The 22,188-nt window shown below is 66.9% G+C and carries 23 protein-coding genes; 13 read left to right on the forward strand and 10 right to left on the reverse strand.

The window, feature by feature from the left end; all coding sequences use genetic code 11:
• From F9K34_RS04475 to F9K34_RS04485, 3 genes are all read right to left on the reverse strand, one after another.
• Positions 1–246 (reverse strand): FAD binding domain-containing protein (locus tag F9K34_RS04475; RefSeq protein WP_291335706.1); only part of this gene is annotated, 246 nt, incomplete at its 3' end.
• Complete coding sequence (locus F9K34_RS04480) at positions 240–719, reverse strand: (2Fe-2S)-binding protein (protein ID WP_291335707.1); 480 nt, start codon at positions 717–719, stop codon at positions 240–242. The genes F9K34_RS04480 and F9K34_RS04475, both read right to left, overlap by 7 nt.
• Before the next feature lie 242 nt (positions 720–961).
• Positions 962–1,879, reverse strand: coding sequence for a LysR substrate-binding domain-containing protein (locus tag F9K34_RS04485; RefSeq protein ID WP_291335708.1), 918 nt, complete (start codon positions 1,877–1,879; stop codon positions 962–964).
• Positions 1,880–1,968: 89 nt separating this feature from the next.
• Here F9K34_RS04485 and F9K34_RS04490 point away from each other — a divergent pair, with 89 nt between their 5' ends.
• From F9K34_RS04490 to F9K34_RS04510, 5 genes are all read left to right on the forward strand, one after another.
• Entirely contained in the window at positions 1,969–2,172 is a 204-nt protein-coding gene (locus F9K34_RS04490) for a hypothetical protein (protein ID WP_291335709.1), read from the forward strand.
• A gap of 120 nt (positions 2,173–2,292) precedes the next feature.
• The gene (locus F9K34_RS04495) at positions 2,293–3,063 is read left to right on the forward strand and encodes an AraC family transcriptional regulator (protein ID WP_291335710.1); all 771 of its coding nucleotides are present in this window, start codon (positions 2,293–2,295) and stop codon (positions 3,061–3,063) included.
• Positions 3,064–3,311: 248 nt separating this feature from the next.
• Entirely contained in the window at positions 3,312–4,106 is a 795-nt protein-coding gene (locus F9K34_RS04500; protein ID WP_291335711.1) for a DUF3703 domain-containing protein, read from the forward strand.
• A gap of 126 nt (positions 4,107–4,232) precedes the next feature.
• Positions 4,233–4,676 (forward strand): FixH family protein, encoded by a 444-nt coding sequence (locus F9K34_RS04505; protein WP_291335712.1) that lies wholly within the window; start codon positions 4,233–4,235, stop codon positions 4,674–4,676.
• Positions 4,677–4,685: 9 nt separating this feature from the next.
• Positions 4,686–5,897 carry a cytochrome-c peroxidase gene (locus F9K34_RS04510; protein ID WP_291335713.1) on the forward strand — a complete coding sequence of 404 codons (1,212 nt, stop codon included), beginning with the start codon at positions 4,686–4,688 and terminating at the stop codon, positions 5,895–5,897.
• 181 nt (positions 5,898–6,078) lie between these two features.
• On the opposite strand, the gene F9K34_RS04515 is transcribed toward F9K34_RS04510, so the two are convergent.
• The 6 genes from F9K34_RS04515 to F9K34_RS04540 form a co-directional block, all read right to left on the reverse strand.
• Positions 6,079–6,753 (reverse strand): hypothetical protein, encoded by a 675-nt coding sequence (locus tag F9K34_RS04515; protein ID WP_291335714.1) that lies wholly within the window; start codon positions 6,751–6,753, stop codon positions 6,079–6,081.
• A gap of 37 nt (positions 6,754–6,790) precedes the next feature.
• Positions 6,791–7,717, reverse strand: coding sequence for a sulfotransferase domain-containing protein (locus F9K34_RS04520; RefSeq protein ID WP_291335715.1), 927 nt, complete (start codon positions 7,715–7,717; stop codon positions 6,791–6,793).
• A 26-nt stretch (positions 7,718–7,743) separates the two neighbouring features.
• Positions 7,744–8,652 (reverse strand): GNAT family N-acetyltransferase, encoded by a 909-nt coding sequence (locus tag F9K34_RS04525; protein ID WP_291335716.1) that lies wholly within the window; start codon positions 8,650–8,652, stop codon positions 7,744–7,746.
• A gap of 482 nt (positions 8,653–9,134) precedes the next feature.
• Positions 9,135–10,490 carry a GAF domain-containing protein gene (locus F9K34_RS04530; RefSeq protein ID WP_291335717.1) on the reverse strand — a complete coding sequence of 452 codons (1,356 nt, stop codon included), beginning with the start codon at positions 10,488–10,490 and terminating at the stop codon, positions 9,135–9,137.
• A complete protein-coding gene (locus tag F9K34_RS04535; protein ID WP_291335718.1) occupies positions 10,487–11,080 on the reverse strand; it encodes a hypothetical protein in 594 nt (197 codons plus the stop codon). The genes F9K34_RS04530 and F9K34_RS04535 overlap by 4 nt, the downstream gene beginning before the upstream one ends.
• A gap of 152 nt (positions 11,081–11,232) precedes the next feature.
• A complete protein-coding gene (locus tag F9K34_RS04540; RefSeq protein WP_291335719.1) occupies positions 11,233–12,747 on the reverse strand; it encodes a winged helix-turn-helix domain-containing protein in 1,515 nt (504 codons plus the stop codon).
• A gap of 155 nt (positions 12,748–12,902) precedes the next feature.
• Between F9K34_RS04540 and F9K34_RS04545 the strand changes: the two genes are divergently transcribed.
• Entirely contained in the window at positions 12,903–13,301 is a 399-nt protein-coding gene (locus F9K34_RS04545; RefSeq protein WP_291335720.1) for a hypothetical protein, read from the forward strand.
• Between the two features lie 674 nt (positions 13,302–13,975).
• Here F9K34_RS04545 and F9K34_RS04550 read toward each other — a convergent pair.
• On the reverse strand, positions 13,976–14,836 hold the full coding sequence (locus F9K34_RS04550; protein WP_291335742.1) for a LysR family transcriptional regulator: 861 nt from the start codon (positions 14,834–14,836) through the stop codon (positions 13,976–13,978).
• 156 nt (positions 14,837–14,992) lie between these two features.
• Here F9K34_RS04550 and speB point away from each other — a divergent pair, with 156 nt between their 5' ends.
• From speB to betA, 7 genes are all read left to right on the forward strand, one after another.
• The gene (gene speB, locus F9K34_RS04555) at positions 14,993–15,964 is read left to right on the forward strand and encodes an agmatinase (RefSeq protein ID WP_291335721.1); all 972 of its coding nucleotides are present in this window, start codon (positions 14,993–14,995) and stop codon (positions 15,962–15,964) included.
• Between the two features lie 3 nt (positions 15,965–15,967).
• Complete coding sequence (locus tag F9K34_RS04560; RefSeq protein ID WP_291335722.1) at positions 15,968–16,750, forward strand: SDR family NAD(P)-dependent oxidoreductase; 783 nt, start codon at positions 15,968–15,970, stop codon at positions 16,748–16,750.
• Complete coding sequence (locus tag F9K34_RS04565; RefSeq protein WP_291335723.1) at positions 16,747–17,484, forward strand: SDR family NAD(P)-dependent oxidoreductase; 738 nt, start codon at positions 16,747–16,749, stop codon at positions 17,482–17,484. Before F9K34_RS04560 ends, F9K34_RS04565 begins: the two co-directional genes overlap by 4 nt.
• Positions 17,481–18,371 (forward strand): polysaccharide deacetylase family protein, encoded by an 891-nt coding sequence (locus tag F9K34_RS04570; RefSeq protein ID WP_291335724.1) that lies wholly within the window; start codon positions 17,481–17,483, stop codon positions 18,369–18,371. Before F9K34_RS04565 ends, F9K34_RS04570 begins: the two co-directional genes overlap by 4 nt.
• Before the next feature lie 64 nt (positions 18,372–18,435).
• Positions 18,436–18,600 (forward strand): hypothetical protein, encoded by a 165-nt coding sequence (locus F9K34_RS04575; RefSeq protein WP_291335725.1) that lies wholly within the window; start codon positions 18,436–18,438, stop codon positions 18,598–18,600.
• Position 18,601: 1 nt separating this feature from the next.
• Positions 18,602–20,071, forward strand: a complete 1,470-nt coding sequence (locus F9K34_RS04580) for a purine-cytosine permease family protein (RefSeq protein ID WP_291335726.1) — start codon at positions 18,602–18,604, stop codon at positions 20,069–20,071.
• 84 nt (positions 20,072–20,155) lie between these two features.
• The gene (gene betA, locus F9K34_RS04585; RefSeq protein WP_291335727.1) at positions 20,156–21,844 is read left to right on the forward strand and encodes a choline dehydrogenase; all 1,689 of its coding nucleotides are present in this window, start codon (positions 20,156–20,158) and stop codon (positions 21,842–21,844) included.
• Positions 21,845–22,188: the final 344 nt, after the last annotated feature.

The following is a 22,188-nucleotide window of genomic DNA, read 5'->3' on the forward strand; positions in this document are numbered from 1 at the left end:
GGCGACGAGGGCGTCGTTGGCCAGGCGAGCCACGGTGACCCCCGCGCCCAGCGCCAGCCGGCCCTCCGCCAGCGCGATCCGGTCGAGGCCGGCGAGGCGGGACAGATCCAGGATCACCCCGCTGCGCGGCAGCGCGGCGGGCGCGATCAGCCGGTCGGTGCCGCCGGAAATCATCCAGCAGCCGCTCCCGGCTGTCAGGACGGCGGCAAGTTCTCCGAGGCTCTGCGGCGCAACGAAGCTCAGCATGCCGCCGCCCCCTGCCGGGCGCGCCGGGTGGCCGCCGTCGCCGCAATCGCGCGCAGGATCGCGACATATCCGGTACAGCGGCAGATATTGCCCGCGATCGCCTGGCGGATCTCGGCCTCGGAGGGGTCGGGATTGGCGCGCAGGAGTCCTTCGGCAGCCATCACCATGCCAGGGGTGCAATAGCCGCACTGCACCGCGCCTTCGCGGACGAAGGCGGCCTGAAGATCGGAAGGCCCGGCCGCGGCCAGCCCCTCGACGGTCTCGACCGCGCGGCCTTCGGCCTGCGCTGCCAGCATCAGACAGGAACAAACCGGCCGGCCTTCGAGCAACACGGTGCAGGCCCCGCATTCGCCTTCGAGGCAGCCCTCCTTCAGCCCGGTCAATCCCGCAGCGCGCAGGGCCGTGGAAAGCCGCTCGCCTGGCTCGGCCGCAAGGTCAAGGGAATGACCGTTCACAGTCAGCGCGATCTGCATGCATTTCACCCCTGGCTGGATTCGGCCGGACCCGAGTCTAGCGGCAGGATACCGCGCCGCAGTGTTCGTTTTCGACGGGCAGTTGTCGGGATCGATCTGCGACCTTGCGCCGCATCGGGCGCCGCCCTCGGTGCGGAAGACACGGGGTGCGGGCCCGACGCGGCGATGCTGGCCGCCGTGACCGAGTCGAACGCGGAGACGAAACGTATGTGATCGAGCCGTCCGTCTCTGGACCAGCGACGTCACGTTCCTTCCCGGAGATTGCCCCGCTCCGCTCCAAAACCGGCCGCGGCGATCTCCTTTTTCAACCAGTCGCGAAAGAGCTTTGCCGACCTGCGTGGCCTGCCATCGGGTGCGACGAGCCAGTAGGCGTTCTGCGTCGCGCGCCTGCGCCCAAACGGCTCGACGATGCGGCCGTGGGCGAGTGCGTCCGCCGCCAGGGTCTCGAAGGTCAGGAAGACGCCGCTGCCCGAGATCGCGGCGTCGAGGCAGAGCGACGCGTCCGAGAACACGGGCCCCGACGGGAGGCTGCCTGGATCGATCTCCCCGGGGAGAAGCCAGGCGTCCCAGTCGAACATGGGATGCGGCTCACGGATGATCGGCATGCGCGCAAGATCGGCCACCGTTCCAATGCCTTGCGCAACGGCAGGAGCGCACACGGGGAACACCACCTGGGAGAACAGCCGCTCGCTTGACACGTTCGGCCAGTCGCCGCGGCCGACGCGGATACAGAGGTCCACGTCGCCATGCCTCGGGTCGACGAGGCCGATGCTCGCGTCGAGCCTGACCTTCACCTCTGGATTGGCTTTCTGGAACTCGGGCAGGCGCCAGATCAGCCACCGGGAGGCGAAGACCGGCGCGACCGAGACGGTCAGAACCTCTTCGCGGTGATCCCGGGCAAGGGTTACCGCCTGCGAAAGCTGCGAGAAGCCGGATGTCAGCAGCGCACAGACTGCGATTGCGTCCGGCGCGGCGGCCATCCCACGCGGGCTGCGTGTGAAGAGTCTCATGCCCAGGGCCGCCTCGGCCGAGGCGATCTGCTGGCTCACCGCGCCAGGGCTGACCCGAAGTTCCTCGGCAGCCCGGGCGAGTGATCCGAGGCGGGCGACGGCCTCTGCCGCCCGGAGTGCGCGAAGGGGAACGCTGTTCAGTTTCTGCATTTAGATTACCTGATGCCTGATCCAGCAGATCTGGATGGTGGCGACGTGTTTCCAGCGCTTAGTCGCAAGAAGACGACAAGGAGACCGTCATGTCCATCCTCCGCAGGATCTTCAGAATATCTGAACTTGTCCTGACCGATCCCATCGATCATCCGGACCTGCGCCGGATGACGACCCGCGAACTCGCGGATATTCCCTTTCCGCGCGGAGCCGGGGAACGCCACGACGCCACGATCGTCATTGAGGCGACCGTCGACGTCACCGTCGGAGGGCGCGATGGCGTGACGGGATAAGGACGAGGTCACGGCCCATTCCAGCCGCAGACCGGTTGGCGGTCCGGCTTGGGCGGGGCACTTTTCGTCGTCCATGGGCGAGGCCGTGTTCCGTCGGCTGTGGACGTGCTAGCCTGGGCCATGAAACGGATTGGCCGTGGCCGCATCGTGCTGTGGGAGGGCGCCAGCCTCTGGGCGTTCGATGTCCCACGCGCGCCGGATGTCCGGCACGGCACCAAGGCCCACGCGCACCACGCCCTGCAGTTCACCTTCTCGGTTGGCGGTGCATTTGCCTTTCGGATCGGGTCCGAGACGATCGAGGGCCCCGCCGTGCTGATCGCGCCCGATGTGCCGCATGTCTACCTTGCGGAAGGCCGTAACGTGATCCTTTTCGTCGAACCCGAGAGTCGGCCGGGTGCCATGCTTCTGCGCGACCTCGCCGGGCGCCCGTTCATGCGACCGGACCTTGCGACGTTTGAGGATCTTGCGGCTGACCTAACCTGCATCTGGGACGAGCTGCGCCCGGACGACGCCACGCTGGCAAGCATCGGGCGAGCCCTCTGCGAACGGCTGGCAGACCGGGATGACGGCGTGCCCGTGGTCGACCCGCGCATCGCGCGGGTGATCGAACGGCTCCGGGACGATCCCGACCTGCGCGTGACCGCCCGCGCGGCCGCAGGGATCGCCTGCCTTTCGGAAAGCCGGTTCAGCCATCTCTTCGTGGACCAGATCGGGCTGCCCTTCCGCACCTACATGTTGTGGCGGCGGCTGTCGTCCGCGGTGGACCGAATGGCATCCGGGGCCAGCCTGACGAACGCCGCACACGAAGCGGGCTTTGCAGATTCCGCGCATTTCAGCCGCACGTTCCTGCGCATGTTCGGGATTCCGGCTTCGGTCCTGCTGATGATCTAGCCCCGGAAGGGGGGCGCTTCCCGCTCCCGTCACCGGAAATTTGCCTCTCCTGTCCAGTCAGCCGTTCCGTTCAAGCGCAATCCCCCGGATCAGCCTTAGGGAAGAGCGCCGGACCATGCCGCCTGGAACAATTCAAGGGACGCGCAGAGCATCGCGCCACGGCCCTCGAACACCGTGCCCTGAGACGCGCGCCGAGGTGTCGGGGTCCGGGCGCTATCCCGCCATTCCCATGCTGAAGGGAGCCTACGATGGAAATTCTTGTCGGACTGACGCTTGCGCTTGGGGTGTCCCTGGGTGGAACCCTCGCCGGGTTGGACCGGGACCGCGCGTTCTATGCCGCGGTGTCCCTCGCGGTCGGAACCTACTACATCCTCTTTGCGGTGATGGGCGGCTCCTCCGAGGCGCTGATCGGGGAGGTCGCGGCCTATGCCGTTCTGGCGGTCGTCGCCGTCCTCGGCTTTCGCAGGAACCTCTGGCTGGTCGCCTTCGCGCTTGTCGGTCACGGTGGCTTCGACGTGTTTCACGGCCAACTCATCGCCAACGACGGCGTGCCGGCCTACTGGCCGACGTTCTGCATGAGCTATGACGTGACGGCTGGGCTCTACCTCGCCTGCCTCCTGCACCGCAGGTCGTCTGACACCCCACAACCGCTGGGCCGGCGGGCGATCGGCCCTCACGTGCAATCGGAACTCGATGCCGCCAGCGCGCTGCAGGCGAACCCCGCCGCGAGCTTCCGCAGGCTGGAGCGCGCGCATGTGCTGTCGCAGCTGTCAACGCGCGAACATGTCCGCGTGCACTGGCACATGCTGGTTTGGGGCTTGCGGCAGCGCGACATGAAGGAGATCGCCGGGCAGGTCTTGCGGATCGCGGGGGCGGCCACGAAAACCGCCATCGGGCTGGTGCCCCTGGGCAATACCGGCGGCGCGAATGTCAGCCCTCTGAAGCCGATGCCGGTGCCCGCGGACCTGGCAGAGATTCTCGGCATCACCGCGCGCCGCGCGCAGCCCCGCCCGACGCGGACGCCCGCACGCGGAACGCGGTGAACGGGACCACGAAACGCGAGCCGTCCCGCCGACCGTCCCCGCAAATCAGCCGCAATGTTCAAGCCCCGCCTCCGCGCGACCGGTATTCGCAGAGCCACGTCATTCCCCTCTTCCGGAGCCAAGCACATGCCCAACCTGCCCACCCGCCGCGCGATTCTCGCCGGTATCCCGCTCGCACTCGTTGCCACGACCGTATCTGCCGGCCTGTTCTCGCAGGACATTCCAGAGAACCTTGACCTCGCCCTGCGCCGACCCACGGACGCGCACCATTACACCGTCGCCATCGGACCGGTGGAGCCCGAGGTCCGGATCGGACGGATGCACGCCTGGACCCTCGCCCTGGCGGACCGGCGCGGCCGGCCGATCGACACGGCCCGCATCGCGATCGACGGCCGGATGCCGCAGCACGGGCATGGGCTGCCCTCGGCGCCCGCCGTCACACAGGCGCTCGGGGACGGGCAATTCCTCATCGAAGGGATGAAGTTCAACATGCACGGCTGGTGGGAGATCGACCTCGCCATCGACGGCCCGGCGGGCGCCGACACGGTCAGCTTCAACCTCGTGCTGTGAGGGCATGTCGTGCGACGCATCCTTTTCGCCCTGCCTTTCGCCGCGATCGGGGCGGGTGCGCTGGCCATCCACCTTCCCGATCCGGCAGCGCCAACCTGGAGCGAGGAGGATCTATCCCTCGTCCGCTCGCTCTCGCTCGACGCCCTGCCGCCGGTGCCGGCCGATCCTTCGAACCGTGTCGCCGACGACCCGCGCGCGGCGGCGTTGGGCCGGTCCATCTTCTTCGACACCCGGTTCAGTTCGAACGGCAAGGTGGCCTGCGCCACGTGTCACCTGCCGGACCGGCAGTTCCAGGACGACCGGGCCCTGTCGAAGGGCGTGAGCGAGACCAGCCGTCGTGCCATGCCGATCGCCGGAATGGCGCACAGCCCCTTCCTGTTCTGGGACGGGCGCAAGGATAGTTTCTGGTCACAGGCCCTTGGACCGCTGGAGAGCGCGGTGGAACATGGGGGCGACCGCACGCAGTACGCGCATGTGATCGGGGCTCACTATGCGGAGGCCTACGTGGAGGTCTTCGGCCCCCTGCCGGACCTCGACGTCCTGCCGGCCCGCGCCGGCCCGGTCGCCGATCCGGCTGCCGCGACCGCCTGGGAGGGCATGGCGCGATCCGACCGGGAGGCCGTCAACCTGGTCTTTGCCAATGTCGGCAAGGCCATCGCCGCCTTCGAGCGCACCATCGCGCCGCCCGAGACCCGCTTTGACCTCTGGGTGGCCTCGCGCGAGTTCCCGGGGCCCGGATTGCTGACGACGGAGGAGATTGCGGGCCTGAGAGTGTTCCTCGGCGCGGGTGGCTGCGTCAACTGCCATGGCGGACCGCTCCTGTCGGACGGCCACTTCCACAACACTGGCGTTCCTGCCGTGCCGGGTCTTCCCGAGGACAGGGGCCGCGAGACCGGCGCGCTCCTGGTCCGCGAGGATCCGTTCAACTGCCTCGGCCCCTACAGCGATGCGCAGCCGGCGGACTGTGCGGAACTGCGGTTCATGGTGCCTGCCGGCGCCGATATGCTGAGGGCGTTCAAGACGCCGTCACTCCGGGGCGCAGCCAGCCGCCCGCCCTACATGCACGCCGGCCAGATACCCGACCTCGAACGGGTGATAGCGCATTACGTCGCGGCCCCCGAAGCGCCGGCAGGCCAGAGCGAACTCAGGCCGCTCACGCTCGATCACACGCAAAGACACGAACTCGCGGCCTTCCTCGGTGCCCTCGACCCGCTGCCATGAGGCTTGATCAGGGGGCGCCGACATGCTGCAGGCGCCCCTTGTTGCCGCGGATTCGCCTGCAGGGTCCGGCGGGTCGATGATACCCTGTCGGGTCATCTGCAGACCTTCCTTGTCGCGGGGGCGCCTTCGTATCCGATGGGGTGCGGGGCTAACCCCCGCACCCCGTCCTGCTACGCCATCGTCACGAGCTGTGGTCGTGCGTCTGGGTGGGGACGTGATGCTCGCAGGTGACCGTCGGGTTGTACTGCGCGAACACGCCGTTGGGGTTCTCACGGTAGAGCCATACGTGGCGGTCGTAATGCGGAGCGAACATGTGCGCCTCGTCCACCGCCGTCGCCGGGTCGTCCTTCATGGTGTCGAAGGGGACGCCGTGGAACTTCGGCGGTTCGGAGTTGCCAGCCGCATCCCAGGCCTCCTTGAAGACCAGGTTCTCGACCGCGACGAGCTGGAGCGAGCCATCGGCATGGGGATCGTAGATCAGGATCGACGGTCGCAGGAAGTCGGTGTGGGTGCCGTCGCCGTACACACGCTCCGACGGCGCGCCGGAAAGGCCGAGCAGGTCGGGGCGAAAGAAGTGGATGCCCATGCCGCCAAGCTCGGCCGGCTGCCCCATCATCGGAGCGGTATCGCACATGTTGCCGGGATCGCGGACATAGCCTTCGGCCAGCGCCACGTTGACGTCGCGAAACCTCTCGGTGGCGGCGCGGACCTCGGCGAGGTCCGGTTCGCCCGGGGCCGCGGTGGAGGAGGCGTCGATCCGCGCGATCACCTCCTCGCTCAGCGGATGCCCCATGGCCGAGGTGGCGAGGCCGATTGCGAGAAGCGTGGAAGCTGCGATTCTGGAATGGTGTTTCATGGAAGTTCCTTCGTGATCAAAGATGATGGTTCGGGTTTCAGGCGGCGATCGCGCCGTGGGCGTGGCTGCCCCCGGCGAGCCAGGCGGCCGCCTTGGCGCCAAGCTTGTCGAGCGCCAGGCGCTCGTACTTTCGGATGTCGTCGGGGCCGAGGATGTCGCGCCAGCGACCGTTCGTGCCCTTGTGGATGAAGGTCTCGGCGCCGCCGTCCCAGAAGCTGCCGCCGAGCGGCGCGCTCTTCGCGGCGTTGCGCTTCATGTAGTCGAACGAGCAGTGTTCGAGGATGGCGGGCCAGCAGTCCTCGGTGACCTCGATGTCGAGGAAGCGGGCGATGCGCCGGATCTGGCCCCCCATGTCGGCCTTCAGGTCGGCAAAATGCACCATGAGCACGTTCGGCAACCGGCGCGCTGCCCACCATGAGGCCACGTTCTCCCAGAATGGCCAGAACGGGTGGCCGTCATGGTCGAGCCAGTCGTGGTAGTACTGCAGGATCGATGCCGGCGGCGGCTCGATGGGCGGGCCGACGCGACTGGGCGTATCGTTCAGCGCCGCGTACCAGTCGGCGTTCGCCTTGGCGTGGTGGTTGTACATGCTCCACACCACATCGCGCCCGTCGCGGCCGATGTAGATGTACTTCGCCCTTGGCGAGAAGACGAGCGCGTCGACCGGCAGGTGCGTCTTCAGGAAGCGGCGGTGGCTCTGGGCAGCGACGGCCTCAAGCTTCACCTCCTTCGGCGGAACCCGCAGGTCCAGCCAGGGCGAGAGCGTCGGCACGTCGACGTCGTCGGCGCCGGCGAAGATGAGCTGACCGACGATCTGCTGCATCCACGTCGTGCCGGACTTGGCGTAGGTGGCAATCACCACGTCGTCGTCGCGGAAGGAAAAGTCGTTCCAGATCGTCGAGTCGAAATGGTGGTTGTGCATCTCCCGCGTCTTGCGCGGCCAGGAAAGGGAACCGGGTTTCATGTCATTCCTCCTTGATTGATCGCGCTTCAGTACATGACCGACGGAAGCCAGGCGCCCTGCGGCTCGCGGTATTCGCCGCGGGTCATCAGCGTCATCGGCTTGACGACGGCAAAGCCCTGACCCAGGCACCAATGGAAGAGCGCGGCGTGCCGGACCGGCAGCAGGAACCCGATCGGTTCCTCGCAGGCTGCCGCCGCACCGACGATCAGGTCCATCAGGTCGGCCTCGGTCTCGGCCACGGCGTGATTCAGCAGCCAGAGTTCCGGCATCGTCATGTAGGCCAGAAGCCTGCCGCCGCGCTCGAGCACGACCGGTGTTCCGCGCCCGAGGGCGGAGCGCAGTTCGGCTCCGCGCGCCACGCCGTGAACCCTCCGCGCCAGCGCGTCCGCCGCAGACAGGTCCGCCGGGGTCATCCGCCGCACCTCTGCCCCCGCCGCCAGCCGGGCGCGCGGACGTCCGCTCATGACCGCCACCGGCTCGCGCACTCGGAAGCCGAGCGAGGCATAGAGCGCAAGCGACTTGGTGTTGAACGCATCCTGCAGGAGCCGCACACCCAGGGCGGAGGCGCCGCGCCTGACCACCGCCTGCATCAAGAGCCGGCCGACGCCGGCGTCCTGGATGTCGGGGTCCACCGAGATCGGGCCGACGCCGCGGATCTGGTCGCCCTCGGTCAGGAAGTTCGACCCAACGATCCGGTCGCCGGACACCGCCACGACCCCGTACACGAGCGGGTCCGCGATGTAGCTGGCGGCGAGACCGGTCGCGACCTCCACGTTCGGAAAGTCGAGCGGAAAGCCGCGGCTCTCGTGAAAGCGGCGGAACGCCGCGTACATGACGCGGCCGGCGGCCTCGGCGTCTGCTGGCGTCGCCTCGCGAACCTCGATGGTCAGCGGGAGCGGTGTAGGCGATGCGGAAAGGGTGCTGAGCAATGTCATCGTTCCATATCCTGTTGAAAGGGGTGTCAGGTGGCACGGATCAAACCGGTCGGCGAAGCGCGCAGGCAGCGGCGCGTCGCGCGGGTTCAGATGAGCCCGATGTCGCGCCGGAGGTGATCGCCGTACGGAGCCTGGGCGCGGCGGTGGCGTGGGGTCCGTCGGAACTGCGCCGCTGCCAGCTGGGCTAACGAGGCGATCAGCGACTTGCGCTGTCGCGGGCCCTGCGGGCCCGGCTGACGCGACGTGACGAAGGCGGGGTGCAGGGCCGTTCCGGTAGTCTTCGTGCTACCGGACATCCCTGCAGAATCGACTCTGCTGAACATCACTTGTCTCCAAAAGACGGTTCCGCGCTAACGGCGGTGAAACGGGCATTTCTTCTGAATAATGATCGGCGCGGCTTTGTTGTGCCGATGCGCAGGGTCATACGCCGACGCTGCGCGGAAGGCTCGCTAAGAGAGTCCGCACCGAATGCTAAAACTATGCTAAGCGGTCGTGTCCGCGGCGTTGACGGGCACGTCCTCGAGCGTCAGCCTACCGCCGACGCAGAGCCGCAGCTTTCCGCGACCGGCCTTCTCGATGCGGATGGGGCAGGCGCGTTCGTCGAGCCGCCGCTTCAGGAGGACCAGCCGCGCCTCCAGGTTCTCCGAAAACTCAGGAAGCCTGAGCGTCCGGTCAAGCCGGAGTTCCCGGTTGGTGAACTCGATCCGTCCGGTCCGGACGTGTTCCTGGGCGAGCTTCCAGAGGATTGCGCCGGCGACACCCTTGATCAGATAGTCGTGGTCGACAAAGACGCTGTTGTCGGCGCCGTAGTGACGGACCTGGATCGTCTGCTCCGTCGCGATGCCGGCTCGCGGTTGGCGCCGCTGCGCGGCGACCGCGTCGAGCCCGGCGCCCATCCGCTCTCCCACCCGCGCCGCGACCAGCGCGAGCGCATCCTCGTCGTCGTAGCGAAAGCGCATCGGCAAGGCACTTTCGGCGAAGAGCACACCCGCTACCCGGCCCCCGGTCACGATCGGCAAAGCGATCTGGCTTTCGGAAGCACGGAGTCCCGGATAGGGGATATCGGTCACGGCCTGCGGGAGGAGGCCATGGTCGCTGGCCTGATCGCGCAGGGTCGCACCGTAGCTGTACTCGGTCGTCATGTGGCCGATCCGGATCGGCACACCTTCCCGCGCGGCGACCCCGATGACGCCGTCCCCGAGCGCGATCTCGGACCCTATGCCCGACCGCAGGTAACCGGTGGAGGCCACAGTATAGAGCCGGTCGGACCGCCCCTCGCGCATCAGGATCATTGCGTGCTCGATGTCGAAGTGCCGCCTGAGGCAATCGAGCGTACGGTCGAAGAGCGTGTCGAGATCGCCGCTCTCGCCGAGTTCCGTCCAGCTCCGCCGGACGGCCGACAGGAGGTTGCAGGGCGAAAGCTGGGGTGTCAGCGCGGGCCCGGAGGCAACGTGAACGGATATCACACGGAAGATGTCGGTGCCGAGGAGCCGGAACACCCCGTCCATCCCGCTGTGTGAGGCGATGCCGGCGAGTTTTGCCTTCATCATCTCGAAAAGCGGCCCCTGCGACTGCGTTTCGACGAATTCCATGTCGATCCGGTAGTCCGTCACGCTCTCGGGGTCGACGACCGAGATCGAGGCGAAGCGTGTTTCGAGCAGATTGCGCCGGGTCTTGTTGAAGAACTGGTAGCTCAGCGCGACATGCTCACGGTCGACGAAATGGACCTGCGAAACCATCGAGACGTTCGGCACGCCCGCAGGGTCGCAGGTGGCGAGAACCGCGGGCACCACACCTTCGAAGCAATTCCGGATCGTCTCCAGCGACAGCTGGGTCATGGCGTGAGCGCGCTTCCGGCGCTGGGGCCGGGTGTCTGCACGAAGGCGTTCTCCGGCAGGAACGCGAAAGCGGCAAGCTCGTGCGGCTCGAACCGGGTATAGGCTGCAGCGAACCGCGCGGGGTAGCCGGCACGGACCAGCTCGTCGGCGAAGGCGCGGGTCTGCAGAATTGCCGAGGGGCCGTCCGGCGGCGCGGACCTGACCAGTTCGGCGCGCGGAGCCTTGAGTTGAATCGATCGGTGTGTCGAGGGTCGCGTGAAGGTGGCGGCAATCGGTGCACCGCTGGCGATCGCCCGGTGCAGCGCGGCATTGGGGGGATCGCGAAACACGACCCGGACGCGTCCGTCCGCGTCGATGATGCAGGCGAGGCCTCTGCCAACCACAGGGCGCCCGGCTCCGTCGCGGCTCGCCAGAACGATGCTCAGGCCACTCTGGCAGAACTCTGCGAGTTCCGAAGTCAGCACGCCGTTCGCAAGCGTTGGGCCGCTCCAATGCCGGCGGTCCTGGAGCTCTTGGACCGGGCTCGATGGTTGATCGGATAACATCGGAAGGCGCTCTTCCTTGCTGCCACACGCCGCCACGATAGCCACGTGGATTGTCTATCACCCCCGTGCCGCGTCGGGAAGACTCCGTGGCGCTGGCCGCCAGCCCTTCGTCGCGGCTCTGGCCAATCTGGCGCTCGGAACACGAGCGGATGGAACGGCAGTTGCCGTGTGGTCGGAAACCATGACGGGCCGGGATTTCACGGCGCTCCCCCCACCTGCGCCAGCGCCGTCACCAGCCGATCCAGCAGCGCGGGCGGGTAGCGGTCCGTTCGCGCGAACCCTTCGACCGTGAACGCCGGCTCCACGTCCAGGAGTCGGCGCATCGCCAGCGCCGCCGCCTCTGGCTCGCCGAGGTTGACGTGGGCCGCGGCCAGGTAGGCATAGGGCACGCTGAATGCCGGGTTGGCGTGGATCGTCAGCCGCGCGTAGGCCGCCGCCTCCTCGAAGCGCCCGGAAAAGAGCCCGGTCACCGTCAGCGCGCAAAACGGATGGTAGTTGAGCGGGTCGTCCAGCGGGCTCAGCCGCAGGGCCTTCCGCGCATGCGCGACCGCCCGCTCGTCGCGCCCGCTATGCGCCGCCGCCAGGGCGCTGAACCCGTAGGCGAGCGCCGAGTTGGCGTTGATCGCCAGCGCCCGGTCGAAAACGACCAGCGCGGCGTCCTGGTCCCCGGTCAGGTTGCCGCGCACGAAGGCGCCGATGCTCATCGCCTGCGGATCGCCGGCGTTGACGCCGAGCACCACCTCGGCATGTGCCAGGGCCGCGGCGCGGTCCGCCGGGTCGAGCCCGCCGCGGAAATACCGCTGCTCGTAGAGCCAGGCGGCGTAGCCGTGCGCCGGCAGCAGCCCGGGATCGAGCTCGAGCGCCGCCCGGAGCAGGCGCAACGCCTCGTCGGTGTCGCCGACCTTGTTGACCAGCACCAGCGGCACCGCCCGAAGGTAGAGATCGTAGGCGTCGAGCCGGCCGCTCGCCTTGCGCTCCGCCCGGGCGATCTCCGCCCGGCGGAGCGACGGCTCGAGCACCCCGACGATCTGCTCGGTCAGTTCGTCCTGAAGGTCGAAGACGTCCTCCGCCATCCCTTCGAACCGGCCGGCCCAGATCTCGGCCGCGGTCGCGCCGTCGATAAGGTGCGCGTTGATGCGCAGCCGCGGGCCTGCGCGCCGCACGCTGCCGTCGAGCAGGTACCGCACCCCGAGTTCCGCCGCGATCCGCCGCACGTCGATCGCCTGGCCGCGATAGGCGAAGGACGAGTTGCGGGCGATGACGAACAGCCCCGGCAGCCGCGAGAGCCCGGTGATCACCTCCTCGACCAGCCCGTCGACGAAGTGGCTCTCGACCTCACCGCCTATCGCGAACGGAAGCACCGCGATCGAGGAGCCGCCCGGCGCCGTCGCTCGGTCGTCCGGCAGGTTCAGCCGGTAGCCGCGCCGTGAAACAGTCTGCAGCAGGCGCCGGTCATGATCGCCGAGCGCCTGACGGATGGCGTGGATGCACTGAACCAGGCTGTCGTCGGTCACCGCGACCCCGGACCAGACGGCCTCGTGCAGCTCCGCCTTGCTGACCAGCCGGTTGGCATTGGCGACCAGATAGCGCAGCGTGGCGAACGAGCGCGGACGCAGCGGGGCCGGGCCGCCGTCGGGCCGGCGAAGCGTATCGCTCTCGAGATCCACCTCGAAGCCGTTGATGACGGTATTGCCCGGCAGCGACGAGTCCATCCCGAGTTGACACGACTGAACCGATCCCTATCAAGAATTTTAGCACGGACCGGGGCGCCACCGCCGAATTTTCGTCGAACGATCGGAAAACCTTCGCCACTTGCAGCCGCGCGCGCCGCTATCCTCCCCGCGCCGTGACTGCATGAGGTGCGAAAATGATCCGCAGACATCTCGCGGTTGCCGCCGTCGCCGCGTTGCTCGCCGGCGGAGGTCCCGCACTCGCTGACGAAGTCCATCGCCTTCAGGGCCTGTTCTGCAACACCGAGGCCCAGATCGACCAGGCGCTTACCGAAATGGCCGCCAGCGCGTCGCCGCGTCGCGCCGCCGATCTCGTGAACCGCGACGCCGTGGTCTGCACCTACGTCGACCGCATCGAATACCTGATCGCCCGCCCCGTCGCCCTCGGCCATCCCGCGCTGCCACTCGTCAAGTACCGCGGCGCACTTGTCGGGGTGGTCGTCGGCGGCACCCTCAGGCCGGTCACCCCGGAGGTCGAACTCCACTTCCTGACGCCCCAACAGATCGTCGGCGCCGCGATCGAGGGGCGCACCTGAACCTCTGACCCGCCGAGGCGCGTCGCGCGCATGCTTGCCCTTGAGTCAGGACCCATTTATCTGCTTGCGGCCTCCCGGCTTGCGTGAACCAAGCTCCAGACCTGACGGGGGAGCTCGCGGCAAGTCTTTTCCCGATCGGCCTCGGACGATTCCCTGTTCGATCGCGCAGGGAATCGTCCAGCCAAGCCATTGCTATGGCTGCGTGAATCTCTGGGGCAATCGGCGATAGCGGCCTTGAATCCGAAAAGCTCGCTGTAAATTCGGCCGGAACAGCGAAAGCGCACCGGGCTTTCGTGCCGGAGAGACGGCCTGCAATTCTGGCACTGAAGCGGCCGATGCCGTGCGTCTCTCCGCCGCGGCGGGAGGGGGGTAGCCGCCCGGAAACGCGGGAGAGCCTGGCGCAGAATCGGCGGCAGGGAATGCGACGGGGCTGGGGGCGGTGCTGTCAGACGGGTTCGAACCGGTCTCGACAAGGACAGTACGACTGCACCTTGTGCCGCGCGGCGTCCGCACCAATCGGCGAGAGCGGCGGCGCGGTGGCTTTGAAGAGGGGTCGGCTCGAGAGGCTGCGTTCCTGGTTGAAATGGTTCGTGACAGAGGCAGCGCAATGTCTGAGCCTCAGAGCCGGATCGATTCATCCTCTGACCGATCCACGAGATGCCGGGACTGAACAGCTACCGACGATGACATCTCAGAACTGCCTGAGCCAGCATTTCAGCAGCCCGTGTCGGGCGTTCGCGCGGATAGACGATCTGGAAGGTGTCGTCGAAAGTCATCCGGTCTGGTGCGAGCATTCGCAGATGGCCGTTCCGCACCTCCTGTTCCGCGAAGTGCTGCGGGAGGAAACCGATGAACGCGCCCGAGAGGAGGAGGATGAGCGTACCCTCCATGTGGGCGGTGACGGCACGCCAGTCGAAGTCGACGCCGCAGATCGGCGTCTGCGCCATATAGGTCCGCCCGGCGAATTCCTGCTCGGCGAGAACAGCGTCGGTGATCACATCGTCCGGAACCGAAAACAGCGGGTTTTCGCGCCCGCAGTAGAGGTTCTGACGTTCCTCGTAGACGTCGATGGCGGAAATCTGCCCCAGCGGGCGCTGCTCCGGCATCAGCACCACCTGGTAGCGGCCATTGAGTATGCCCTGCGAAAGGGCCTGCGGCGCCGCAATGTCGACGGAAAGGCGCACTCGTGGGGCCATGCGGCGGAACTCGGCGATCGCCAGGTGCAGGTTCAAGGCACGATTCGTCACCATCGCATCGACGGTTCCGAAACTCAGATCGCCCGAAAGTTCGCCCTGAGCCTCACTTACAGCGCTTTGGAACCTGTTGATGGAGCCGAAGAGATCGAGCATGGCCGAATGGACCTGCCGACCCTCGTCCGTCAGATAGAAGCCGCCGCGCCCGCGCTCGCAAAGGCGTACACCAAGCCGTTCTTCAAGGTGGCGCATATGGGCCGAGATCGTGGCCTGGGTCATGCCTAGGCTGGCTTGCGCGGCGGAAAACCCGTTGGCATGGACGATCTCCGCGAAGACCCGCAGGAGACGGAGGTCGACGTCGGCCAGCTTGCCGTGGCGCAGGTGGGTAGTGTGTTCCATTCATAGAGAGTCTCACAAGTTAACTTTGAAACATAGATATTCTTTGAATTAAATTCCCGTGTTCTCCTGCCCGGGTCATTGAAAAAGGGGGGGAAACGCATGTCCGACAACGCGTATGACCGGGGGCGTCTCAATCTGCCGTTTGTCGGCATCTGCACGTTCGGGAAGTACCCCTACGTTTCGAACTGGGACCGGATCGAAGCGGACGTCGCCATCCTCGGCGCGCCGTTCGATTTCGGCACCCAATGGCGAGCCGGATCACGCTTTGGGCCGCGGTCGATCCGCGAGGCATCCACGCTGTTCGCCTTCGGTCACGGCGGCGCCTACGATCACGAGGACGACGTCACCTACCTGCCGGCCGACAAGGTCAGGATCGTCGATCTCGGTGACGCCGACATCGTTCATACCGATACCGACACGAGCCACGCGAACATCGAATTCGGTGTACGCAAAATTCTCGCGGCCGGAGCCCTGCCGGTCGTTCTTGGCGGCGATCACTCGGTCAACATTCCCTGCATCAACGCCTTCGATGAGGATTGTGCGAAGAATGGTCCGATCCACGTCGTCCAGTTCGACGCGCATCTCGATTTCGTCGACGTTCGCCACGGGGTGCGCCACGGCCACGGCAATCCGATGCGCCGCGCCGCCGAGAAGGGCTATGTCAGCGGCCTGTCGCAGCTTGGCATCCGCAACGTATCCTCGACTGCGCGCGACGGGTACGAGGATGCGCGGGCCATGGGCTCAGACATCCTGTCGGTGCGCCAGATCCGCAAGCTCGGGGTTGAGGCGGTGCTCGCCCGCATTCCCGAGGCCGCGCGCTATTACGTGACCATCGATATCGACGGATTCGACCCGTCGATCGCGCCGGGCACGGGCACGCCGTCGCATGGCGGCTTCATCTATTACGAGGTGCTGGAGCTTCTGGCGGGCCTCGCCAAGCGCGGTCGGATCGTGGGCGTCGATCTCGTAGAGGTCGCGCCGGACTATGATCACACCGGCGGCACGGCGATCCTCGCGGCGCAGGTGTTGATGAACCTGATCGGCCGCATCATGCATGCGCGCGGGGCCTGAGCGATGGGGCGCATCCACTACGACTTTGCCGGTGAAAATGTCCTGGTGACTGGCGCGAGCCGCGGCATCGGCTTTGCCGTCGCCAGGGCCTTCGCCCTGGCTGGCGCGGATGTGACGGTGCTTTCATCCGGTCCGGGCATCCACGCAGCGGCGGCAGCCATCGCCAAGGAATGCGGACGCCCCTGCAGGGCCTGCGAGGCCGACATCACCGACAGCGCATCGGTCAGGGCCGCGCTCGCCGATCTGGACCGGATCGACGTTCTCGTGAACAACGCCGGGCTGGAGAGGATCACGCCCCTGCTCGATCCGGACGAGGCGGTCGAGGAAACCTTCCGGCGCATCACTGACATCAACGTCAACGGCACCTTCTATGTCACCCGTCATGCGGTTCCGAAGATGATGGTGGGCGGCAGCGTCATCGTCACCGGCTCGATCTGGAGCCGCACGGCGGTGCCGGAGTTTGCGGCTTACGTCGGTTCGAAGCACGCCAATCTCGGCTTCACCAGGGTCATGGCCAAGGAACTCGGGCCGCGTGGCATCCGCGTGAACGCGGTCTGCCCCGGCTGGGTCAGGACCGAGGCTGCGATGCTGTCGCTGGCCAACATGTCGAAGCGGACCGGCCGTAGCGAGGAAGAGCTTCTTTCCGAGATCACCGGCGCGCAGGTGCTTCCGGGGCTGATGGAGCCCGACGACATGGCGGCGGCCTATCTCTACCTGGCCTCAGATGGCGCCCGCGACATTACCGGGCAGGCGATCATGGTGGACCGCGGCGAGGTGATGGCATGACGGCGCGAGTCCTCGTCACCGGTGCGGCCCGGGGGATCGGCGCGGCGACGGCCCTGGCCTTCGCCAGGGAGGGTGCGCGCGTCCTCGTCGTCGATCTGAACCGGCCTCACGCAACGGCTGAAGCCGTCGGCGCGGCGGGGGCGGCTGACGTCCGGGCCTATGCATGCGACGTCTCCGACGCCGATGCCGTTCTTTCGTTGCGCGATGCGGTCAAGGAGACGTGGGGCGGGCTCGATGTGCTCGTCCACTGTGCCGGAATCATCCACGAGGCGCCGCTTCTGGAGACGCCGATCGCGGATTTCGACCGGGTGATCGCCATCAATCTACGCGGCAGCTTCCTGATCGGCCAGGCGGCGATCGGCCTGATGGTCCCGGATGCCGCCAACCCGCCGCGCGCCATCCTGATCGCCTCCGACATGGCCTACTACGGGCGCGAGACATTCTCGCCCTACGTTGCCTCGAAGCACGGCGTGCTGGGCCTCGTGCGCAGCTGGGCAAAGGAGTTCGCCCCCGGCATCCTCGTCAACGCCATCTGCCCCGGCCCGATCGACACGGAGATGCTCGGTGCCGCGAACATGAGCGCGGAGTGGCGGCAAAGGGAGCTCGCGATCCCGCTGGCACGCTTCGGCCAGCCCGACGAAATCGCCGCAGTCGCCAGGTTCCTAGCCGGCGAAGGCGGGCGGTACTTCACCGGCCAGGGCATCGGACCCAATGGCGGGAGTGTGATGCCGTGATCCAGAACCCCATCCCCTGGCCCGACGGCGCGAAATGTGCGGCCTGCATCACCTTCGACATGGATGCCGACAGCCTGGTTCATATCGCCCATCCGCAGGACGGCCACAGCCGGGTCGCGGCGATCTCGATGCTGCGCTACGGGCCGGAGGTCGCCATCCCGCGCATCGTGGAAAGCTACCGCCAGCTTGGGCTGCGCCAAACCTTCTTCATCCCCGCCTGGTGCATCGAAGCCTATCCCCAGGCGGTCGAGACGATCCTTAGCGGCGGGCACGAGATCGCCCATCACGGATTCCTGCACGAGCATCCGCGCGAGCTTTCCGCGGAGGACGAGGCGCATTGGCTCGACCGGGGCATCGAGGTGATCGTGGGGGCCACCGGCCAGCGACCGCGCGGCTGGCGCGCACCGCTCTACAACTTCTCGCACCGCTCCGCCGATCTTCTGGCGGAACGCGGCTTTGTCTACGACGCCTCGCTGATGGGCGACGACCAGCCCTATCTGCTCGAGAGCGCAGCCGGGCGGCTGGTGGAACTGCCGTCGCACTGGGGCATGGATGACTGGCCGCAATACGTCCAGTCGATGGATCTCGACTACATGATGCCGATCCGCGCGCCGGAGCAGGGCTTCCTGCCCTTTGCGCAGGAATTCGCGGCGGCGCGGCGTCATGGCGGGCTCTGGGTGCCGGTCGTGCATCCCTTCGCCACCGGCCGCCTGGCCCGGTGGGAGGTCGTGCACCGGTTCATCGAGCAGGCTTTGACGCAGGGCGACGTATGGTTTGCGCCGATGGAGGAGATCGCGGCCCACGTTCTGCGCGTCGCCACGAACGGCGAATGGCGACCGCGGGTCGACAGGATGCCCTACTATGCGGACCCCGTCCGGGTCCGGTGACGCCGCCAAGCGCGGGAAGAGAGGAGCCGCGGGCCGATGTGGCCCGCCGGAATGGGAGGAGAAGATGGAAAGACTGAGTGCTGACTGGCTCGCCGAGATCGACAGGCGCGCGGAAGTCTACGAGGCAATCGGGGAGGAGGCAGAAGGCCGCATGACCGTGATCGACTATCTCGGGATCGCGGCGCTGATGCTGTTCCTGACCATTGGTTTCTGGACGTGGGTGGCCTGAGATGACAACGGAAACGCTTTCCGGGACTCACATGTCACCCTCGGCGCAGCATGCGTCTTCGAACGGCTACGCTGCCGCCGCCGAGCGCGGTGACGCCCCTCTCCTGCCGTCCGAGCGGCTCTGGGGCTTCAAGGAATTCACCTTCGCCAACTCCGCATTGGCGATCGCCACCTGGGCCTTCCTCATCGGCGGGGCGGTCGGGCTTTTCGTCGGCCCCAAGGAAGGCATTGCTGCGATCGTGATCGGCAACATCTTCGGCGTGGTCCTGACCGCGCTCGCGACAACCGTGATGGCGGGACGCTACGGTGTCGAACAGTTCATCGGCATCCGCAGCCAGTTCGGCCACAACGGCAGCCGCCTCGTCTACCTGCTTGCCGTGATCGTCCTGACCATGGGATGGCTGGCGGTGCTGGCCATGATGTTCGGGCGTTCCATCGACGGGCTGACCGCATTGGCGACGGGGGGCACCGCCGATCCCACGGGCATCAAGGTCGCCATCGCGGCCGTCGGTGCGATCCTTCTGACCTGGTACATCGTCGCGCGCGGGCCGACCTCGATCAAGGTCTTCAACATGATCGTGTCGCCGCTCCTGGTGCTGCTGATGATCGGCATGCTCTGGCTGATTTTCCGTCAGCACAGCTTTGCCGAGCTGATGGGGATGGAGGCGCTCGACCCGCCGTTCGAGGACAAAAGGCTGAACTTCATCATTGCCATCGAGATCAACATGGCGGCAGGTTTTTCCTGGTGGCCCTATATCGGCAACCTCGCGCGCCTGACCAGGAACGAGCGCACCGCCTTCTGGCCGAACATCTTCGGCATCTTCGGTGCGGCGGTTCTGGGCGAGATCGTCGGTCTTCTTGCCGCGGTGTCGATGGGTGACAGCGACCCGACCGTCTGGATGACCCAGATCGCCGGCGTCGGCGTCGGGATCGTCGCCCTCGGCTTCATCGCCTTCGCCAACGTGACCTCGATGGCCAACATCCTCTACACATCGATCGTCGGGTTGCGGCAGGTCGGGACCGCGGGCATCCGGAAGATCGGCTGGGGGACGCTGCTGTTTGCCTTCTGCATCATCCCGCTCGTCCTCGTCCTGGCCTATCCGCAGATGTACGACGGGTTCTTCATCTTCCTCGTGTGGACCTCGGCGCTCAACTCCGCGCTCGCCGGGATCGGGATCGCCGACTACTTCTTCCTGCGCCGTCAGCGGCTTGACCTGCGCGCGCTGCACGGGCGACAGGAGGGCGGCTCCTTCCAGTTCCTCGGCGGCTTCAACCCGATCGGCCTCTTCGCGCTGGCGGTGGGCTTCGTCATCTACGTCTGGCTCTTCAATCCCCAGACGCTCGATAACGTGACGGCCTTCCGCTACCTCACGGCGTCTCTGCCGTCCTGTGTGATCGCCGGGCTCGTCCACTACGTGCTGACCCGGGTCTTCGCCAAGGGGCCGCTCTGGGGCAACTATCCCGGCAACTGACGCGACATCAGGCGGCGGGCGTCCGCGCCCGCCCACCAAACAACCGCCCAACACAGAAGCAATCTCAACGACGGAAGGTGCCTCATGAGCCAGTCCTTCGACTATATCATCATTGGCGCGGGTTCGGCCGGATGCGTTCTGGCGAACCGGCTGAGCGAAGACCCGGCGACGCGCGTCCTCGTCCTGGAATACGGTGGCTCGGACACATCCATCTTCATCCAGATGCCGACCGCGCTGTCGATCCCGATGAACGGGTCAAAGTACAACTGGCGTTACTACACGGTGCCGGAACCGGGGCTCGACGGGCGGCGGGTGCATTGCCCGCGCGGCAAGGTGCTGGGCGGGTCGTCATCGATCAACGGGCTTGTCTACATGAGAGGCCACGCCCGCGACTTCGACGAATGGGAAGAGCTTGGAGCCAAGGGCTGGAGCTACGCGAACTGTCTGCCCTATTTCCAGCGGGCGGAAAGCTGGCGGGGCGGCGGGGACGAGTGGCGCGGCGGCAGCGGTCCGCTGGCCACGAATGCGGGCAACGAGATGAAGAACCCCCTCTACCGTGCCTTCGTCGCGGCCGGGCGCGAGGCGGGCTATGTCACCACCGACGATCCCAACGGCTATCTGCAGGAAGGCTTCGGCCCGATGCACATGACCGTGAAGGACGGCCGCCGCTGGTCCACCGCCAACGCCTACCTGAAACCCGCGATGGCGCGGCCGAACCTGACCGTGCTGACCCACGCAATGACGCGGCGGGTGATCCTTGAGGGCACGCGCGCCGTTGGCGTCGAGTACGACCGCGACGGGCAACGCCACGTCGCCCGCGCCGCGCGCGAGGTGCTGATCGCGTCCGGCCCGATCGGTGCGCCGCACCTGCTGCAGCGTTCGGGCATCGGCCCCGCAGAGGTGCTGCGCAAGGCCGGGGTCGAGGTGCTGCACGATCTGCCTGGCGTGGGAGAAAACCTTCAGGATCATTCCGAGGTCTACATTCAGTACGCCTGCAAGGAGCCGATCACGCTGAACGGCAAGATGGGACTCTGGAGCCGGTTCCTGATCGGCGCAGAATGGATCCTGTTCAAACGCGGCCTGTCGGTCACCAACCATTTCGAAAGCGGGGGGTTCATCCGCTCCGATGCCGCGCTGGAATGGCCCGACATCCAATTCCACTTCCTTCCCGCCGCCATGCGGTATGACGGCAAGAAGCCGCTGAAGGGTCACGGCTTCATGGTGCTGACCGGGCCCAACAAGCCGAAGAGCCGTGGCCATGTGCACCTGCGGTCGGCCGATCCCTACGAGCAGCCGGACATCCTTTTCAATTATCTCGACCGCGAGGAGGACCGCGAAGGCTTCCGCCGCTGCCTGCGTCTGACGCGCGAGATCGTCGCCCAGCCCGCATTCGACCGCTTCCGCGGCGAGGAAATTGCGCCGGGCAAGGACGTGCGGAAGGACGACGAGATCGACGCCTGGGTGCGTGAGACGATGGAAAGCACCTATCATCCCTGCGGAACCTGCCGCATGGGCGAAGACAGGATGGCCACCGTCGACAGCGAGCTGAAGGTGCACGGCATCACCGGGCTGCGGGTCATCGACAGTTCGGTCTTCCCGTCCGAGCCCAACGCCAACCTGAACGCGCCGACGATCATGCTGGCCGAGCGGGCCGCCGACATGGTGCGCGGGCGAACGCTTCTGCCGCCGTCGAACGCACCCGTCGGCACGGCACCCGGTGCGGGAAGGACGCAGCGGAGCGGAACGCCGCTGCGTCAGGTTGCGCCGCTCTAGCTGAAAAAGTCTTGCAAGGTTGTTCATCCGGAGCGGTGTTAGGCTGCGATCGAGCTCCCGGGGACGGCGGCCGGGTCCCAGGTCTGGACCACTGCCTGGTCGTCTGACCTCCAGAGGTGTCTCTCGACCGTGGCGAACCATGCCGGACGGATCAGGTTGCCTTCGGGAGGTGCAGGTCGCTGCCGGTACTGGGTCCCGAAGGCGACCGTTCCGAAGTCGCGGCGGGTTTGCTCGAGCGTCGGAAGGTCGGTGCGTTCCGGATGAAGGATTGCGCCCTTTCGGCGCGTCCAGAAGAGACTAGCGCCAAGTGGAACCTCAGTTGCAGCGGTTGCGATCGCAGGAAG

Origin of the sequence: Albidovulum sp. (assembly GCF_008933605.1) — a bacterium.
Classification (GTDB): domain Bacteria; phylum Pseudomonadota; class Alphaproteobacteria; order Rhodobacterales; family Rhodobacteraceae; genus Albidovulum.

Excerpts from the sequence above, each read along its gene's own strand:
- F9K34_RS04480 (WP_291335707.1), bottom strand. The coding sequence starts at position 719 with ATGCAGATCGCGCTGACTGTGAACGGTCATTCCCTTGACCTTGCGGCC.
- F9K34_RS04485 (WP_291335708.1), bottom strand. The coding sequence starts at position 1,879 with ATGCAGAAACTGAACAGCGTTCCCCTTCGCGCACTCCGGGCGGCAGAG.
- F9K34_RS04490 (WP_291335709.1), top strand. The coding sequence starts at position 1,969 with ATGTCCATCCTCCGCAGGATCTTCAGAATATCTGAACTTGTCCTGACC.
- F9K34_RS04495 (WP_291335710.1), top strand. The coding sequence starts at position 2,293 with ATGAAACGGATTGGCCGTGGCCGCATCGTGCTGTGGGAGGGCGCCAGC.
- F9K34_RS04500 (WP_291335711.1), top strand. The coding sequence starts at position 3,312 with ATGGAAATTCTTGTCGGACTGACGCTTGCGCTTGGGGTGTCCCTGGGT.
- F9K34_RS04505 (WP_291335712.1), top strand. The coding sequence starts at position 4,233 with ATGCCCAACCTGCCCACCCGCCGCGCGATTCTCGCCGGTATCCCGCTC.
- F9K34_RS04515 (WP_291335714.1), bottom strand. The coding sequence starts at position 6,753 with ATGAAACACCATTCCAGAATCGCAGCTTCCACGCTTCTCGCAATCGGC.
- F9K34_RS04520 (WP_291335715.1), bottom strand. The coding sequence starts at position 7,717 with ATGAAACCCGGTTCCCTTTCCTGGCCGCGCAAGACGCGGGAGATGCAC.
- F9K34_RS04525 (WP_291335716.1), bottom strand. The coding sequence starts at position 8,652 with ATGACATTGCTCAGCACCCTTTCCGCATCGCCTACACCGCTCCCGCTG.
- F9K34_RS04530 (WP_291335717.1), bottom strand. The coding sequence starts at position 10,490 with ATGACCCAGCTGTCGCTGGAGACGATCCGGAATTGCTTCGAAGGTGTG.
- F9K34_RS04540 (WP_291335719.1), bottom strand. The coding sequence starts at position 12,747 with ATGGACTCGTCGCTGCCGGGCAATACCGTCATCAACGGCTTCGAGGTG.
- F9K34_RS04545 (WP_291335720.1), top strand. The coding sequence starts at position 12,903 with ATGATCCGCAGACATCTCGCGGTTGCCGCCGTCGCCGCGTTGCTCGCC.
- speB (WP_291335721.1), top strand. The coding sequence starts at position 14,993 with ATGTCCGACAACGCGTATGACCGGGGGCGTCTCAATCTGCCGTTTGTC.
- F9K34_RS04560 (WP_291335722.1), top strand. The coding sequence starts at position 15,968 with ATGGGGCGCATCCACTACGACTTTGCCGGTGAAAATGTCCTGGTGACT.
- F9K34_RS04565 (WP_291335723.1), top strand. The coding sequence starts at position 16,747 with ATGACGGCGCGAGTCCTCGTCACCGGTGCGGCCCGGGGGATCGGCGCG.
- F9K34_RS04575 (WP_291335725.1), top strand. The coding sequence starts at position 18,436 with ATGGAAAGACTGAGTGCTGACTGGCTCGCCGAGATCGACAGGCGCGCG.
- F9K34_RS04580 (WP_291335726.1), top strand. The coding sequence starts at position 18,602 with ATGACAACGGAAACGCTTTCCGGGACTCACATGTCACCCTCGGCGCAG.
- betA (WP_291335727.1), top strand. The coding sequence starts at position 20,156 with ATGAGCCAGTCCTTCGACTATATCATCATTGGCGCGGGTTCGGCCGGA.